Here is a 16,129-nt window from a genome sequence, read left to right as displayed (position 1 = left end):
CGCTTTCTTTTCTTTCACATGCCACGCGAACTCAACGATTTGAATCAAGTATAGTCACTTGTTGTTAGCAATAAATTGGGCGTCCGCCCAATCGGCGTGATCATTGGCAATTCCATCGCCGGCATCGGTAACGACTAACTTTAATTGTTTCCTTCCACTAACATCAACATCAATAAACTTGGCCGGAGTGTTTCTTCTCATCGTCCCGCTGTCAAACAATTTTTCACCATCGGCCCATACTTGAAAGCCTACGGATCCGACATCGTTCATGTTTTTTTCCTGGTCAAGGCCTACGTAGCATTGAAAACGATCATACCCTTTCCCGGCAATGTCGTAAATAATTTCTGAATGAGCATGCGTTCCAATTCCTTTATCATAAGTGACAACGCCCGAATCACTATATAATTTAATCGGGTTCCCTTCGACACTGGCATCTCGATGAATCGTTCCCCAGCCAGTCGTCGCATAAATCCACGGAAGGTCGCTTAAATACAATTGAGGAGTGATGTTAAAATGAAACTTATACGTTTTCGTCACGGATCCATCTGCCGAGGTGACGGTAATCACGGTAGTACCCGGAAGTTGTTCAGCCGGTGAAATATCTACCTTGACATCGTTATTGGCCGGAATGACTTCCACCGTGGGTACATCCGATATCGTGCCTTCCAAAAATGTCATGTAGTAATCTTTTGTTACCTGATCAAAACTTGAGAAGGATTCCCCGTTGATCTTGATGTCATCTACTAACACCTCTTTCAACAGCTTAGCTCCAGCCCAATCAGCATGAGTCGCACTATTGCCGACGCCAGCGTCCATTACTTCCAACATAAGAACATCGACATCGGAAACATCAACATTGAAATGCTGGACATCCGCGTTATCTTTTATTACACCGCTATCATAGAGCTTATTCCCGTCTCCCCACACTCTAAAGACGACAGAGGCCCCCTGAGTTTCACCGTCTAGTCCAATATCAGAGATAAACCTTGAAAAGTTTTTACCGATATAAAATGAAACTTTAGAGTAAGCATGGACACCCAATCCTTTTTCATACCCTTTACCGTTCAGAGTGATCATATTGCCATCTCCTTGAACGTTCCCGCCGACACTTGTATCCCTTTCAGCCGGACCCCAGCCGTTTGAAACGTTGCCGAAAAATTGCATGTCGCTGAGAAATGCATCTTCCGTCGGAGGGGCCGACGGGACTTGCACGGAAAATCCTGAGAGTACATGCCCCTGAATTCCCCCACCAGAACCGAACATGGCGTCCGCTGCAAGTTGAGTCCAGCCAGCCCCAGCGTCTTGAGGCGCCGTCACCTTCCAACTCACCTTAACGGAATTGTTTTTCCCTTCCGGTGGAATGGTTTTAAATTTGGTGTCCGAGCCGGGGATTACTGTCCATCCTTCCGGTACATTTAGATTGAGATCCAGGTTATGGACAGCCACTCTTCCATTATTGGTCATCGTTGTTACGATCGTTTTGGTTTCACCTGGGGCAATTAAAGAAGGACCGTCAAACGATATACTAACAGCGGCAGGCACCTCGTTCGGTGTTCCCGGTGCAACACGATAGGTGACCGCCTGAAATGGTTCAACATCGGAGACGATTTTGCTGGCATAACTCATTTTTTGGCCAGTCCAATATTCTTCAGCCAAATAAACCGAAGCATGTTTGAAACCTAATTTTTCCGGTTCAGCACTGATTGTTGTCGCTGCAGCAGTCCGGTTGACCAATGTAATCATTTTGCTTCCGTCAGACAACGATTTTACCCAAATTTCTTTGCCATCATTGTCGATAATACGCTTAAATCCGTCAGTTGAAACCTCATTTCCCGTTCCCGGACTGATGCGATACATCATAATCCCGTGAGACGGAACGGAAGCACTGATTTTATCTGTGGTCGTTGTCGTTTCATGTGCCCAGAGATCCCGAACCGTATAGGTTTTCTTGTCGACAGAGGCTGGTATTCCCAATTGACTAAGACTTATCTCTATATTTGATGCATGATCGTTTGAGTTGAAGAACAACACGGCTTTGTCCCCATTGGCCATCGGTTTCAACAATACTAAATTACCGTCGTTTTGCTGCTTGATGGGGCGTCCCTGTATTCCGATTGGATCCTGATTCACCGCAATCACTTCACGATTGGCGTAAATATCTAAAATTTCTTGGGGGGCATTCAGTAAATCGGTACCCGCGAGCAATGGCGAAGCCATGATGGACCAAAGACCAAATTCGGCACGATATTCTGTTAGACTCATGCCCCCGTTACCGATTTCCAACATATCGGCATCATTCCAATAGCCCGGACCGGCATACGGATACAGTTCAACATTCTTAAGGAAAACGACTAACATTCTTAGATACGAATCACTAATATCACCGTTTGTCCGCCACTGATGGCCCACATGCTTGCCCCATTCCCACGGATTATCGCTTCCTCCAACGCTCATACTGAAAACAATGTCCCGTCCTGTATCCGCAAGCGCATCGCGCATCTTCTCATAGCGTTCCTGTATCGGTCGACCCTGAGGGTCGCCACAATTATCATACTTTAAATAGTCGATTCCCCACTCGGCAAAACTTTGGGCATCTTGCTTTTCATAATTGAGACTCCCCGGGTACCATGCACAAGTCGTGGTACCTGCGCTTGCATAAATGCCAACTTTCAGACCGAGAGAATGAACATAATCGGCGACTTCCTTTATCCCGTTTGGAAACTTTTCCGGATCGGGAATCAAATTGCCGTTTTCATCGCGATGATCAAGCATCCAACAATCATCCATGTTGACGTATTGATAGCCCGCTTCTTTCATCCCGGAATCAACAATCTTTTTAGCCGTTTTCTTCACGAGATCGGCATTAACGTTACAATGAAAGGCGTTCCAACCATTCCATCCCATCGGAGGCGTTTCCGCAAGCCCATTGTCAAGCGCATAGGCTTGCGAATAATTGAACCCTAACAAACCAATGACCAGCGTAAACAAAAACGAAAGCGTTACCAACGACTTTTGAAACCAAGGGTTGTTCATTGAACATATCATCCTTTCTTTTATTTAATTCTTGCGTCAGGGCAGGAACAAGGTTCAACTAGATTTTAGAGTACGTTCAATGAACCTCGATGATCGTGGGAGAATACCGCGAGCGAGTTGATTATCTATGTAGGATGAAAATCTACATCAACTACAAATAAATAAATCGGTTGTCCCTCAACATCAACTGTTAATTGTAGTTCTGCGTTGTAACTTGGAATCATATCATGTGTTGCTTTTGGCTTATGAATGTGTTCGTCCATTAAGCCAAGTCCAAAAGGCTTTGACATAAGTTAACACCCCCTTCCGTTACCTTTAGAGCGTGCATGCTCATAGAGTCCGTCAATATCGGAAGTTCGAAAGCATACTACTGGCGATCTGAAGCTCGAAGGTCCATTATCCGATGCTATGACACATATCGCCAGCTTGCGCTGATAAGAAGAATGGCTGTTTTATAGCAAATATTTAAACTCAGGATAATGCACTTTGATTTACGATATTGTAAGAACGCTTTGCAGGCGGGCTCCTTTTTGCTCCAATGAGAACTAAGAAAGGATGACTGGAGTGAGAATAAAATATAGAGTGGCATCTATGCTTGATGAAGAGGAATTGTTTGAATTAGCTGCAAAACTTGCGACAAGTTTTAAACTTAATAAAGGGAATTTTTCGAGAACTTATCAGGAAATCTTGAGTAATACAAATGCAGATTTACATATTGTAGAAACGTCATGTGAAAATGAAAAGCGTGCTAATGATTTTTTTCTTTTGTATTAGTATAATCTTCTTCAGAAAAAATTACTTTTGTTTTTGTACAAAGATTATGACAAATTGTCCATTTATATTAAATCCACTTTACGGGAGTCTGCGCCCAGAATTTTCTTAAGCTTCCACAAAAATAATGCTGTCCCTCTCGCCGTTCAAGTCACGATAGAGCAATTCAGGTCAATCGTAAGTTGTTATGGATGAATGCGCTCCATTATCTTGCCTTTTAAACAACGAATTGGAGCAGGTCGCCGCGGCTCCTGCTCCAATCATAATTATTACACTATCGTTGTCCGTTACCTTAACGAATTTGCCGTTTACATTCGGGTGTATCCGACTTCAGTTTTTGGTAACATATCCTTCCCATGCATGAAATCGGTTCCCTTCAAGATCATAAAACTCAAACGTTCGTCCGCAAGAGGAGTTTTCTCCCATAATCTCTCCAACTTGGACACCGGCGTTGTTCAAAATGTTAAAAAAACCTTCAAAATCCTCAACTTCAAGTGTAATGACATTATGAGGGTTCTCCTTGTAGTCTTCTCCCGGATACCAGTAACTGCCCGGCTTTTCCCCTTCTGGTGAAAAGAGAGTGATTACTTGATGGGGTGTCAGCCGCAAAGCCGCGATACCTGTGATTGAACCTATGAGTTCACACCCCAAGTACGTTTCATACCATTTCACGGCTTTTTCGAGATCCACGATAGGGATTCCGAGATCCAATCCTTTTACACGATTCATCCTGTTAACCTACCTTTCGCAAATTAGATAGACAATACCATAATAAGAACGTGAATCCTTCGATTTACTTTCATGATATAGATGCCATTGAAGAATGCAAACCTGACTTCTTGTAAAATAAAAGTAATAAATAAGTTAAATAAAACTATTCCGGCCGGATTCACATTGGCAAGTTGGCTGATCCTCCGCGTCCCCCTTCTGCCATCAGCCTAAGGAGCAAGAGTTCATGTTCCCTGCTATCAATTCATTTAACAGTAAGCCTGGGTGTTGATGAAGCCCCGTTATATTAATCGTTGCCCCAACCTCTAATTTACTCTATTTTGAAATATATGTATATGTCTCATCATTTCTGATATTTTATGGTGTGCGTCCTGCTTTATATCTGAATCCTTCATGATAAAGATGGAATTTATATAATAAAATAGGTCTTGTTTTCAAGAAGGTAAGACATGGATTGCATTTCACCGAAAGAAGCGGCGTTTACAGTCCTTTTTCTCAAACCTCGAATTTCTTCATAACAGGAATGCTGTACGTTAGCGGAACAAAGCGCGACGCTCGCGCTCTAATCGACACGCGACCTGCGACGGCGATTTTCGCAAAAACCACCCGTTTGACGCGCAGTAAGAAGACGATTACGCTATCGCCATCGGGAGCGTCAGACAGGTGGTTATTTTGTTTCAAACTATTTACGAGGGAAGCCTACAACATATTGCCTCGGTACCGCGTTCTCCAGCCCAAGCTGTATGGAAGCTTCTAAAGCCCAATACGGATTGCGCAGCATGCCCCTGCCGACCGCAACTAGATCGGCTTCTTCATTGACGACAACGTCATTCGCATCTGACGGCGCATCAAGTCGTCCAACAGCGATGACGGGAACGGTTAACGCTTCTTTCACACGCTGAGCAAGCGGTACCTGGTACTTCGGATGCTGTCCGATCGGGCCGGTAGCGGTAACTCCTTCGCCGCCCGAACTGACATGGAACATGTCTACTCCCGCATCACGATATGCTTTGGCCATTTGAATGGCTTCCTCTATGCCATATCCGCCCTCGACGTATTCCTTGGCAGAAATACGCATGATAAGCGGCATGCCTTCCGGCATCTCGCTCTTCACTGCCGCAATGACTTCCCGACCGAAGCGGGTTAAATCATTTCCATATTCGTCCGTCCGTCGGTTGGTAAGCGGCGAATGGAATTGATGAATCAAGTAGCCATGCGCGCCATGCAGCTCGATGGTATCGAAACCGGCTTGGACAGCACGGCGCGCGGACGCCCGGAATTTCTCCACCATCTGCTTCACTTCATCCGTAGTCAACGCACGAGGTACTTTATATTGCTCGCTGAAACGAATCGCAGAAGGCGCGACAGGCACTTCGGCATCCTCCGCTTTGCGGCCTGCATGAGCGATTTGAATGCCTACTTTCGCGCCATGAGTGTGGGCAGACTGCACGATGCGGCGCAGCGGTTCGATCTGTTCGTCAGCCCATAAGCCTAAACAATAGTCGGAAATTCTGCCATCCGGCTCAACGTTAGTCATCTCTACAATAAGCAGGCCGGCACCGCCAACCGCACGGCTTACATAGTGGGTATAGTGCCAATCTGTCGCGACCCCGTCCTTCGCCATTGCGGAATATTGGCACATAGGGGGCATGACGACACGGTTTTTAAGCTCCAAATTTTTCAACTGAAAATCGGTAAAAAGATGAGTCATCATTTACAACCTCCACTCGGTCCTATCTCAAAATTAATGTATGCACATGCATGTATCTTAATCCGATAGAGCTCCCTTGTCAAGCGTCTCGGAACTTCTCGTTAAGACACTTCAGGAAATCGTGCACGCGCTCTTCCAGCAGCTCATTGTGGAGCAAATCTTGAACGGTCTGTAGCGCTCGTTCCACCTTATCCTGACCGTATTCCGTCAGGCTAGTATACACTCCTCTACGGTCGGCTTCACAATTGTATCTTCTCATCGCCCCGCAGCCTTTGGCTTCAAATCGGCTTACAAGTCTAGACAACGCGCTTTGGCTCAATCCAACCATGCTCTCCAACTCCTGAAGTCTAAGTTTTTTCTCGGGAGCCGCATATAAGAAGTACAGCATATAAAACTCCTTTAGCGACAGCGCATGGTTCTCGGTTAATGCGGCTTCCAGCCTGCCTGCGATGGTGTGGTGCAATTGTGTTAAATGAAGCCAGCTTGCCAATAGATCATCGTTATGTTGATTAGCCATTCCCTATCACCTGCATTGTTCATTGTTCTTTTGTATCGTATTATAACATTTTGATTAGGAAAAGTTCCATGACGATTCAAGCGGCTAAAGTTTAATATATTCTTCATCAGTTACGGGTTCTAACCAATCTGTTTGACCTGGTGGTATGCGTCACCGATAAAGTATTGTTCACCTTTTTGACCCAACGGAAAGACCTTGCTATTGCTTAAGTGTTCGTTCTTCATTTAAAGAGGCACACCAGTGTTGACGTGCCCCAAAGCAGCACGAACGTGATGCGTTCTGTAGGATTCAGATTGTCGAGCACGACAAGTAATGCGAGACCGACAGATTCCGCCAGCAACGCTTCTAGTTCGGGGTCGCTTTTATCCTCGTGGCTTACGAGCGTCTCGGGCAAGTGCGCTTCCATCGAATCCTCGCGTCTTGATTTTCGTGACCGCAACATATCGAGGCACACCCTCGAGACTACCTTTGTCAACCATCCTCCAATATTCACGACACTGCTCGTATCCGATCGGCTTAGACGCAGCCAAGACTCTTGTACCGCATCCTCCGCCTCGCTCAATGATCCAAGCATGCGGTAAGCTACTGCTTGCAAGTGATTCCGGTGCGCTTCGAATTGCTCAGCCAACCGTACCTGTTCGTCCATCCTTCAAATTCCTTCATAAATAAAATGTCCTCTATAAATACTGACGAATGAAATCGGGCCGATGTGACAAAACGCCGAGCGTTCGTTTGTTTTTTATTAATCCGGCAGACCAGTCACATTCCTGTGTGTTCGACCCGTCACTGTAGTAAGGGCCAATCATCGGCTACTCGATACGAAAAATGGAGGAGTGTTTCATTATGGCAACTTTATTATACATCACAGCAAATCCGAACGATCATGAAAGATCTTATAGCCTGGCAGTAGGAATAGAATTCGTACAGGCTTACCGCTCCGCAAATCCGTATGATGAAGTGGTTCATCTCGATCTGTTTAAAATGGACATTCCGCAACTTGACGAAGATGTATTTTGCGGTTGGGGAAAACTGGGGGCAGGTACTGCTTTTGAAGATTTGACATACGAAGAGAAGGCAAAGGTAAGCCGTCTCGGCGAACTGGTAGATCAGTTTGTTGCCGCAGATAAATATGTGTTTGTGAATCCGGTATGGAATTATTCGTATCCGCCCATTATGAAAGCTTACATTGATTCCATCTGCGTAGCGGGTAAAACGTTTCGATATGTTCCGGATAAAGGACGGGTCGGCTTACTGGGCGATAAAAAAGCGGTTCACATTCAAGCAAGCGGAAGCGTATTGTCTCCGGGTTCGGCCGATGGAGAGCTTGAAATGGGGCATCGCCACCTGGATGCCATTATGGAGTTTTTTGGCGTCCCCAGCTTTCAAGGCATCTTTGTTGAAGGGATGGCCGCGGCTCCCGACCAAGCGCTACTGATAAAAGAAAAAGCGATCCGGCAGGCGCGCGAGATCGCCATGAGCTTCTGACGGCTCCGCGAAAAAACCTGCTATGCTTAGGGATAGCCTCACCAAATCGGAATAGCTAAACGTGCGTTACCGGCTAACGCAAGTGCGAAGACCGCCACTCCGGCGGTCTTTACGCTTTTATTGGCATCGGGAAGCCGCAATGAACGAGCAATATAGGTTTCGACTGTGAAGATTAACACGCCCAAATATTTAAACGATTACCGTCGGGATCATACAGGTGCATTGCCTGCCAACCGTTTCCTGTAATAGCGGAGTGACGAATATTATGCTCTTGAAGATACTGATGTTCATCCACTATGTCCTTACAATTAAAGTAGGGGCTAGCCGTGCCGTTTCGTGGTTGATTATCAGTTAGGGTGGTTGTATGCTCTAGCAGCAGGCTGCCTTCCAAGAGAGCGTAGCATTGTCCCGGATCAATTTCTTCCGTCTGCAATCCAAGGTGTGTTCGGTACCAATCGATTGCAGAGTGCAAATCCGTAACACCTACTCTCCAACGATCGTACCCAATGACTCTGCATTCCCGCGGCTCGTTTTGTATATCGGAAGTTGCGATCAACATGTAGCGGGTTCCCTCAATGGCTTCTACGAAAAAGCTTTCGCGCCCGTCAACGCTTGGTGAAATTTCGCTTACAGCTATTCCGTTTTCAACAAAATAATTGTAGGCATTACGTATATCCGATGTTGTAAATCGAAAATAAACTTCTGTTTGCGGTCTATTCCAATCGGCAAAGAAGTGTTTAAGTGGTTCATTGGATACAAAAGATTTTAAATGGACAAGCCCACCACCCGGGAACTCAAGAGAAGTCATTTTTTCCGATAACGATTCCGGATCCTGGTTACCTGTGTAGGTATCCCATTTTTTAATTAATCCAAAATGATTGCAATACCAATCTACAGCGGCTTCGTGATTTTCATATTGAATATAGATAAATCCACCGTCCCAACGATAACGAGGCGGGGCATCGATTGGAATCCCCTTATCCGTGATAACCCCAGATACCTCAACGGATGAGAGGGTAACGACCGATCCCCATGCTGGACCGATGCCGATGTGACCCGCTAAGTCTCCATAGTCCCCTTCGACTGCGTATCGTTCTTCATCATTGACAGAAATCGACATACGCTTCCTATCAACTACCCAGGTAATAACTACCCACTCCTCTGCTGGAATCCTGCCGATTTGAGGAATTCCGTAGTCTTCTCCGCTTTGCGGATCCGACAATCGAAGTTCGTCCGGATTGTTGGACCAACTTAAAATAAATCCTCCACGGGCAAATCGAAATCTCAGTTCGTTAGAGTTCGTTTTTGCTCTCACCGTTAGTTTGAACGGTACTTTGTACATATCAGGAGTAACAACAAATCCGCCATCGGTGCGATCGGTCATTTGTAAACCCTCAGTGACGATCTTCACTTGGCAAGAAACTGCTTTCATTTCATTCAAGTTTACTGTTTGTGCGATGTTCAATCTCATCACCTCTTTTTTAGTATTAAGAATACAAGCTGTGTATGGCACTACTTCTTCTTATACATCGCAAGAAGTTCCTCGGACATTTGAAGTAACTTTCCCCACCATGCATACATCGGTTTTAGATTACCGACAAAAAGACTATCCTCTTCAAATATGAACTTCTTCAAATGTTCCTTCATTTGAATGACTGTCTCGCTTGATTCAACTATCCAAGAGGATTCTGCGATTTGAATCGAGCTTGGGTACTCCATTATTGCATTTTTGCCATTTCGGTTCACCCTCCACACACAGTGGTAATATTGATTATTCGTGGTTCAAATAACAAATCCTGCAATTAATTCTTGGTGAGTTGCGCATAACTGCTCGTTAGATGAACAAAGAGTGGGGCAATTGCCGCGGCAAGCTGCTCCACTCTCGTTCCCGTTAGTTAATATCATGGTTCATTTAAGCATTAGATCAAGTATAGGAAAGGATACACTACCCAGCGAGACGAAGTCACAATTGGTCATCACAGAAATAGCAATTTTTTCATCGGGAAGCAGGAACAGATTGCTCAGAAAGCCGGTATCCCACCCTGAATGTGAGATGATACGTGAACCCTTATATTCTCCCAGAAACCAGCCCAGACCAATCTGCCCAGTTTCTTGCCCGTAGCCGGTTTTTGCATGAGGCTTCCACATTTCATCATAGCTGCTGGACTGCAACAATTCATAGCCATTCCCTGCAATTCCTTGGTTTAGATGGCTCAGCAGATATTGGCACATATCTTTAACATTGGTATATAGTGTGGAACTGGGTGCGTGTGCCCTGTTATAAGGAAAAACATCACTGATATAGCCGCCAGTCCCATCGGAAGTCCTTAGTACATGAGGTGCGGCAAGATGAGGTTCGACCTCCAGTTTCAAAAATGAACTGGATTGCATTCCTATCGGCTCAAGAATATAGCTTTTCATATACAGCTCGAAGCTCATTCCGCTAACTTTTGCGATCAAGTCTCCCAAAATCTCGTAGCCTATATTGCTGTATGCAAATTTAATACCAGGCTCACTTAGAAGCTTGTGACGATGGATACTTTTTACGTATCTTTCAAGACTTTGCTCGTCGTATTCGGGTCGGTCCCATGCATAATCTTCCTCATCTGGCATGCCAGAAGTATGGTTCAAGAGCTGCCTAATCGTGATATATTGATACCGCTCGTCCTCCATCTTAAAGTAAGAAAGATATTTTATGATCGGTGAGTCCAGATCTACTTTTCCACGCTCAACCAATTGCATAATGGCTGTAACAACGAATGTTTTTGAGACGGAGGCTTGGTGAAACAAAGTGCTACTAACAACAGGATCACCCGTCGATAAATTTGCTGTTCCATATTCTCCAGTAAAGAAAATATGATTGTCTTTCACTATTCCGACGGCTAGTGCCGGAAACTGTCCATTTTCAACAAAATCGGTTAACATTGCGTGCAACGGACTCTCAGTTTTCTGATATTTGTACATTTTGTCCTCCCAATTATCAGACATCAGCATTCCACACTTAACCATACCATTTCCTAGGTTCACATAAAATGGATAAATTAATTTAAACTAAATCAAACCCAAACAGTAACTTTTGCTGACGTAAAGACATGCCGCGCTGCGGCTTAGCACCGAACTCTATTTCGCAATCTACCCGTTTGATAAGCGAGGCTGTCGAGAATACACTCAACTTTGTGTTGCAGTTTATTAAGCTCTTGTCTCCGTTAGTGAATTCGATTACATCTTTTTCTTCCATCCTCGAATTTTAATGTAGTAATACGTTGGGACTACTGCACCAACTAACACTAAAACTGAAAAAAGATATTTCATATGTCATCCCTCACTCTTTTCCGGATTTGAATGATATACGCAAGTTATAGGTATTAGTTTCCATGCGTATTAGGTTGGTTCACGGTCTTACAGAATTATCCTCCCCATTTTACTGAAGAACCCTGTTCGTTGAAAAAAAAAAGTGGAGCAGCTACCACCGCGGCAAGCTACTCCATCTGGTTATTATAATTTGACGGAATACTTAGTTCTTCGGAAATAGAAAGGACCAGCCGGATTCTTTGTAATATTTATCTACAACAGTTCGAATTAATGTCACCTTGGCAGGCAACGTGTCCACACCGTCGAAGATCAAATACGAGGGGGAGTACGTTGAATCTGGACCGAAGGAACCATAAAATTGGCCCGGATATTCATTCCCATTCTGATCCTTTAATACATACTGATCATTCATAAACATATTGGCTAAAGTTGCCTTAATGCCGATCAGCAAAGACATTTTAGCTAATTTCTTCGAGTAATTGGGGTTATGGCCTATTTCCATACTTAGTATATGAATTTGATCGCCTTGACTGTGAAAGACGGCAGCCTCCTTCTTTAGTGAGACAGAATCAAGGACAATCTGATCCTGGCTCTTCTCTGGAATGGAAAATCCGTCAAATACAAACCGTATCGTATCCTTTCCGTATGGCAGTTGGTCAAAATAATAGTAATAGTGAACCGCATCTTTGTCGACCTTTTGTAACACAGCCAGGGGTCCTCGATACGGAAGAATCTCTTTGCTGCCGTTGCCTCGGTAAAGCACCCTTCCTTGAGAGTCTTCTAGATGGAACATGAGCGATTGCTGCTGGGCCATCGACTCCGGGTAACGAAGTCTCGCCGCATCATTTAACTTAGTAACCAGCTCGAGACGGACGGAGCTTGGCGTACGGACGATCTGTTTGGCAGTAATCTGAAGTCCTACCGATGTGTTTGTCTGCTCGTTCATCGGGCCGACAAACGTTCGGTTCTGAGAAGCTTTAATATTGAGAGGAAACCGAAAACTCCAATCACCTTGGACGAAAGGAACTCGGTCTCCGTCTCCCAAACGAGGAATAGTTCCTTCAACGATGATCTGCTCATTTGGAATATCTCCGGTAATAAAGAAATGCATAACATCAAATCTCTCATGCTCACTCGAATCATACGATAGCATCCCGATTTTTCCTACTTCATGGCCTTTTTCATTCAATACTTTGATATTGTTCGGATCGAACATGGATTTTAGCCCCTGCTTATGCCCTTTAGAATCGGTAATGAGAACTGGAATAACTACGCGGTTGGAATCTGCAACGGCTTCACTAATAATCAATGTATAGCCTTTGTCTTCTACGCGGATCCCTGGATGCTGGACTAATCCCCATTCCTTCGCCTGCAGAACTCCTGAATCTGGCCATACGGACCCAGACTTAAAGAACATGGAGCGTATAAAATCTGCAACGGACGGTTGTACAAAAACCGCTAGTGAACCTATTACCAAGAGAAGTAGAACCGCTGCGCGCAAGAAAAAAATATTATGTATACTATGGCGGCCTTTACGCCTTCGCCTTACAAGAACTACCTTGTTGTTCGAAGGGGGCTCTATGTCTATATGCTCAAGTGAAGACATGACCTGATCTGTAAAATTATCGGGTAGCGCCTCGTTAAACCGCATAGTCCTCCATATGGCTCTCTCTTCAAGGCATACATCAAACAGTTCCCGGCAGACTGCGCAGTCTTCCAAGTGTTCTTTATGCTTCTTATCCGATTCATAGTCAATAATAAGTTCTTCGATCTGGACACGGTCTAAACATTTCATGGGGAAACCCCTCCTTGTTTCCAAGTTTTTTGTAAATGGATTTCTTGGCTCTATGGAGACAATTTTTAACCCGCATCGTAGACATCTCGGTAATATCCGCAATTTCTTCATAGCTCAGTTCCTGGACATAACGCAGAAGAAGGACCAACCGATAATCCATAGGAATCAGTTCCAGCAGCGAGCGGAGCTCATGATTGGTTTCTTTGCGAAGGTAAAGCGATTCTGGCGTCTCTCTTTCCTGTCCTTCCGGCTGTTCGTGAGAGAGAAGCACGCTTTTCCTCTTTACATGGTCCTTGAAGGTGTGTACAGCAATTACGTAGAGCCAGGAAGCAAAGGATCTGTCCCGGTTGTGGGAAGCAAGCTTACGGTATGCCTTGATAAATGTTTCCTGCGTGAGATCCTGGGCATCTTGATGAATGGCTCCCATGCCGCGGAGAATGCCGTAGATGTTGTCTTTGTATTTGTCTACCAGCATGGCGAAGGCCTCTTTACGGCCGAGAAGGACTTCCTCCACCAGATCTTGGTCTTGCCTTGGCGTAGTCATACTCACGCCCCTTCCTGCATTTTTTAATGTGATATGTATAAGACGAGGGGTTCTTCAAGTTCTTCTCACTAATGGTTTACTAAAAAATCAGCAGCAGCCAAGGACAAGAAAATAAAGTCCTAGACTACCGCTGTTTTATTAAGCTAACGTTCCCAGTCACTTCAACGGAAAGCGGTGCCCCTACCCCACTGTAGACAGTATCTGTAGCAAAGTTCCGCAGTCTCAGTTCGATCCGTGGCTTCTTAGTCACTCATCAAATGTCCGGAATAAGAACGGTTCTCCGTTCATATATGCTCTTAATATGGACTGAGCATACGACTGCTCTTCGATCAGACCTTCCGTCTCCAACTCGTTAGAACACCATATGGTACAGGATTGAATTCCAATTAACATCATAGTTTTGTAAAGCATATAGCGCTGCATGTTTCGTTTGCTTAAGCGTAAGTCGGCGATTGATATCTGTTTCCATCTTAAAACCACTGTTCATGTCGTTCCCCTTACTATCACTGGTTTTTCGTGGCGAGCTGCACTACTGTCTTTATCGGTCCGTTAACTCGATTCGTCATCCCATTAATTAATCTCAGCAGATAATTTTACAGCATCGATTCGATTTCCAGCTGGATCAAAATGTATGAATCGCAAATATCCATCGGGGTCCGTGTGAAATTCAAGTTGTTCGTCAATGTGCGCGGTAATACATAGTCAGTTGATCTAAAGCCTCGGTCAAGAGATCTGCTTGCGATGGAGCTATATTTCCTTCCGCAGTACTGTATATTCCCGCATACTTTTCAAGTAAATTTGGCGCTATATCTAACGGCTGTATAGCTCCGGGCTGGGCCCTCTTCTCCCATCACGATCTTGGCTAAACATTGGCTGATTATGTCTACGNTACTTTTCAAGTAAATTTGGCGCTATATCTAACGGCTGTATAGCTCCGGGCTGGGCCCTCTTCTCCCATCACGATCTTGGCTAAACATTGGCTGATTATGTCTACGGGCGTGAGGTTGATATTGCTCAGCACGATAATAGCGATTTCCTCATCGATATAACGATTAAACTCCACATAAAACCCATTCATCGTTCCATTATGCCAGACACGTTTTCTTGGCTTGTCATTAATGGATTGCTCCGTTACAACCCAGCCATAACTCCCGACAGGTGAGCTCATGCTTCCGAATAGTTGATCGCGCACCCTAAGTTTTTTATAAGCGTTTTATCTTTTGATATGGCCAAGGTAAATTGTTATGATTTATGTACGATTACGAACCATCTACTTTTGAAGAAGGGGAAAACGAAATGATTGAAATTACTACTGAGGCGGTACGTCAATTAATCAACAGCCAATTTCCCGAGTGGAAGGACTTAGAGATCGTACCCGTAGAAAAAAGTGGACACGATAACCGAACCTATCGGCTGGGAGCCGAGATGACGGTTCGTCTACCGAGTCATGAACGTTACGCCTCGGCGGTTGAGAAAGAACTGACCTGGCTCCCTATTTTCAAGCCTCTTCTGTCCTTGCCCATTCCGGTACCCGTTGCACATGGCGAACCAACGAACGAATATCCCCTTCCATGGTCCGTCAACCGTTGGATTGAAGGCGATACCGTCACGCATGCCAACGTACTCGATTTAAACGGGTTTGCCAAAGACCTTGCGAACTTTCTGAATGAACTAGAAGCAATCGATGCAAGCCACGGCATACCATCAGGTATACAAAACTTTCATCGCGGGGGAAACTTGGCGGTTTACGATCAAGATACAAGGTCCGTCATTGACAAGCTATCCGGCCAATATGATCAAAAGCTCTTAACGGAAATATGGGAGCTTGCCCTTGCAACGAGATATCAATCGGCGCCGTTATGGCTACATGGTGACGTGGCAGTAGGCAATCTGCTTGTGCAAAATGGGCGACTGTGCGGAGTCATTGATTTCGGAACGATGGGCGTTGGTGATCCCTCAAGCGATCTTGTGATGGCATGGAATTTTTTTGATGATGTAAGTCGCGATATATTCCTGAGCAGCATGAACTTTGACCAGGATACTGTTAATCGCGCACGCGGTTGGGCTTTGTGGAAAGCACTCATCACCTACACTTGGAATGAACCAAGTTCGGAAGCCTCGAATTGGGGAAAGCATGTAATCGATGTCATTATTCGAGATTACAAATCGCTAGCGACAGGACAACCCGTTCAGCAAATGAAAAAGGAGCCGCAGTAGCAAGCTCCTCAACTA

12 protein-coding genes and 1 pseudogene are annotated in these 16,129 nt (G+C 44.9%); 3 read left to right on the top strand and 10 right to left on the bottom strand.

Going from position 1 to position 16,129, the window contains the following annotated elements; genetic code table 11:
- Positions 1 to 54 precede the first annotated feature (54 nt).
- Both AC0LWM_RS27680 and AC0LWM_RS27675 read right to left on the bottom strand, forming a co-directional pair.
- Complete coding sequence (locus AC0LWM_RS27680) at positions 55 to 3,033, bottom strand: NPCBM/NEW2 domain-containing protein (RefSeq protein ID WP_474678266.1); 2,979 nt, start codon at positions 3,031 to 3,033, stop codon at positions 55 to 57.
- Between the two features lie 125 nt (positions 3,034 to 3,158).
- Positions 3,159 to 3,323 (bottom strand): hypothetical protein, encoded by a 165-nt coding sequence (locus tag AC0LWM_RS27675; protein WP_474678265.1) that lies wholly within the window; start codon positions 3,321 to 3,323, stop codon positions 3,159 to 3,161.
- A 274-nt stretch (positions 3,324 to 3,597) separates the two neighbouring features.
- Between AC0LWM_RS27675 and AC0LWM_RS27670 the strand changes: the two genes are divergently transcribed.
- Positions 3,598 to 3,807 carry a hypothetical protein gene (locus AC0LWM_RS27670; RefSeq protein WP_474678264.1) on the top strand — a complete coding sequence of 70 codons (210 nt, stop codon included), beginning with the start codon at positions 3,598 to 3,600 and terminating at the stop codon, positions 3,805 to 3,807.
- A gap of 327 nt (positions 3,808 to 4,134) precedes the next feature.
- Here the strand turns inward: AC0LWM_RS27670 and AC0LWM_RS27665 are convergent, their stop codons facing one another.
- The 4 genes and pseudogenes from AC0LWM_RS27665 to AC0LWM_RS27650 all read right to left on the bottom strand — a co-directional run.
- On the bottom strand, positions 4,135 to 4,533 hold the full coding sequence (locus tag AC0LWM_RS27665; RefSeq protein WP_474678263.1) for a VOC family protein: 399 nt from the start codon (positions 4,531 to 4,533) through the stop codon (positions 4,135 to 4,137).
- A gap of 682 nt (positions 4,534 to 5,215) precedes the next feature.
- Positions 5,216 to 6,244, bottom strand: a complete 1,029-nt coding sequence (locus tag AC0LWM_RS27660) for an NADH:flavin oxidoreductase/NADH oxidase (RefSeq protein ID WP_474678298.1) — start codon at positions 6,242 to 6,244, stop codon at positions 5,216 to 5,218.
- A 79-nt stretch (positions 6,245 to 6,323) separates the two neighbouring features.
- Positions 6,324 to 6,761, bottom strand: coding sequence for a MarR family winged helix-turn-helix transcriptional regulator (locus AC0LWM_RS27655; protein WP_474678262.1), 438 nt, complete (start codon positions 6,759 to 6,761; stop codon positions 6,324 to 6,326).
- Between the two features lie 259 nt (positions 6,762 to 7,020).
- A pseudogene (locus AC0LWM_RS27650) lies at positions 7,021 to 7,407 on the bottom strand (sigma factor); the annotation flags it as partial.
- A 197-nt stretch (positions 7,408 to 7,604) separates the two neighbouring features.
- On the opposite strand from AC0LWM_RS27650, the gene AC0LWM_RS27645 reads away from it, so the two are divergent.
- Positions 7,605 to 8,246 (top strand): NAD(P)H-dependent oxidoreductase, encoded by a 642-nt coding sequence (locus tag AC0LWM_RS27645; RefSeq protein WP_474678261.1) that lies wholly within the window; start codon positions 7,605 to 7,607, stop codon positions 8,244 to 8,246.
- Between the two features lie 172 nt (positions 8,247 to 8,418).
- Here AC0LWM_RS27645 and AC0LWM_RS27640 read toward each other — a convergent pair whose 3' ends face one another.
- From AC0LWM_RS27640 to AC0LWM_RS27625, 4 genes are all read right to left on the bottom strand, one after another.
- On the bottom strand, positions 8,419 to 9,711 hold the full coding sequence (locus AC0LWM_RS27640) for a VOC family protein (RefSeq protein WP_474678260.1): 1,293 nt from the start codon (positions 9,709 to 9,711) through the stop codon (positions 8,419 to 8,421).
- Positions 9,712 to 10,154: 443 nt separating this feature from the next.
- Positions 10,155 to 11,210, bottom strand: coding sequence for a serine hydrolase domain-containing protein (locus AC0LWM_RS27635; protein WP_474678259.1), 1,056 nt, complete (start codon positions 11,208 to 11,210; stop codon positions 10,155 to 10,157).
- Between the two features lie 550 nt (positions 11,211 to 11,760).
- Positions 11,761 to 13,353, bottom strand: a complete 1,593-nt coding sequence (locus tag AC0LWM_RS27630) for a hypothetical protein (protein WP_474678258.1) — start codon at positions 13,351 to 13,353, stop codon at positions 11,761 to 11,763.
- On the bottom strand, positions 13,310 to 13,897 hold the full coding sequence (locus AC0LWM_RS27625) for a sigma-70 family RNA polymerase sigma factor (protein ID WP_474678257.1): 588 nt from the start codon (positions 13,895 to 13,897) through the stop codon (positions 13,310 to 13,312). Before AC0LWM_RS27625 ends, AC0LWM_RS27630 begins: the two co-directional genes overlap by 44 nt.
- A 1,296-nt stretch (positions 13,898 to 15,193) precedes the next feature.
- Here AC0LWM_RS27625 and AC0LWM_RS27620 point away from each other — a divergent pair.
- Positions 15,194 to 16,114 (top strand): aminoglycoside phosphotransferase family protein, encoded by a 921-nt coding sequence (locus tag AC0LWM_RS27620; protein WP_474678256.1) that lies wholly within the window; start codon positions 15,194 to 15,196, stop codon positions 16,112 to 16,114.
- The last annotated feature ends 15 nt before the right edge of the window (positions 16,115 to 16,129 follow it).

The organism is Paenibacillus sp. sgz302148 (genome assembly GCF_056120465.1).
The sequence above is the reverse complement of the archived record's forward strand: the minus strand, read 5'-3'. Positions and strand labels throughout refer to the sequence as shown.

What these genes read in the sequence shown, in the direction of transcription:
- AC0LWM_RS27625 (WP_474678257.1), bottom strand. Translation starts at nt 13,897, where the DNA reads ATGACTACGCCAAGGCAAGACCAAGATCTGGTGGAGGAAGTCCTTCTC.
- AC0LWM_RS27655 (WP_474678262.1), bottom strand. Translation starts at nt 6,761, where the DNA reads ATGGCTAATCAACATAACGATGATCTATTGGCAAGCTGGCTTCATTTA.
- AC0LWM_RS27680 (WP_474678266.1), bottom strand. Translation starts at nt 3,033, where the DNA reads ATGAACAACCCTTGGTTTCAAAAGTCGTTGGTAACGCTTTCGTTTTTG.
- AC0LWM_RS27660 (WP_474678298.1), bottom strand. Translation starts at nt 6,244, where the DNA reads ATGACTCATCTTTTTACCGATTTTCAGTTGAAAAATTTGGAGCTTAAA.
- AC0LWM_RS27665 (WP_474678263.1), bottom strand. Translation starts at nt 4,533, where the DNA reads ATGAATCGTGTAAAAGGATTGGATCTCGGAATCCCTATCGTGGATCTC.
- AC0LWM_RS27635 (WP_474678259.1), bottom strand. Translation starts at nt 11,210, where the DNA reads ATGTACAAATATCAGAAAACTGAGAGTCCGTTGCACGCAATGTTAACC.
- AC0LWM_RS27630 (WP_474678258.1), bottom strand. Translation starts at nt 13,353, where the DNA reads ATGAAATGTTTAGACCGTGTCCAGATCGAAGAACTTATTATTGACTAT.
- AC0LWM_RS27675 (WP_474678265.1), bottom strand. Translation starts at nt 3,323, where the DNA reads ATGTCAAAGCCTTTTGGACTTGGCTTAATGGACGAACACATTCATAAG.
- AC0LWM_RS27620 (WP_474678256.1), top strand. Translation starts at nt 15,194, where the DNA reads ATGATTGAAATTACTACTGAGGCGGTACGTCAATTAATCAACAGCCAA.
- AC0LWM_RS27645 (WP_474678261.1), top strand. Translation starts at nt 7,605, where the DNA reads ATGGCAACTTTATTATACATCACAGCAAATCCGAACGATCATGAAAGA.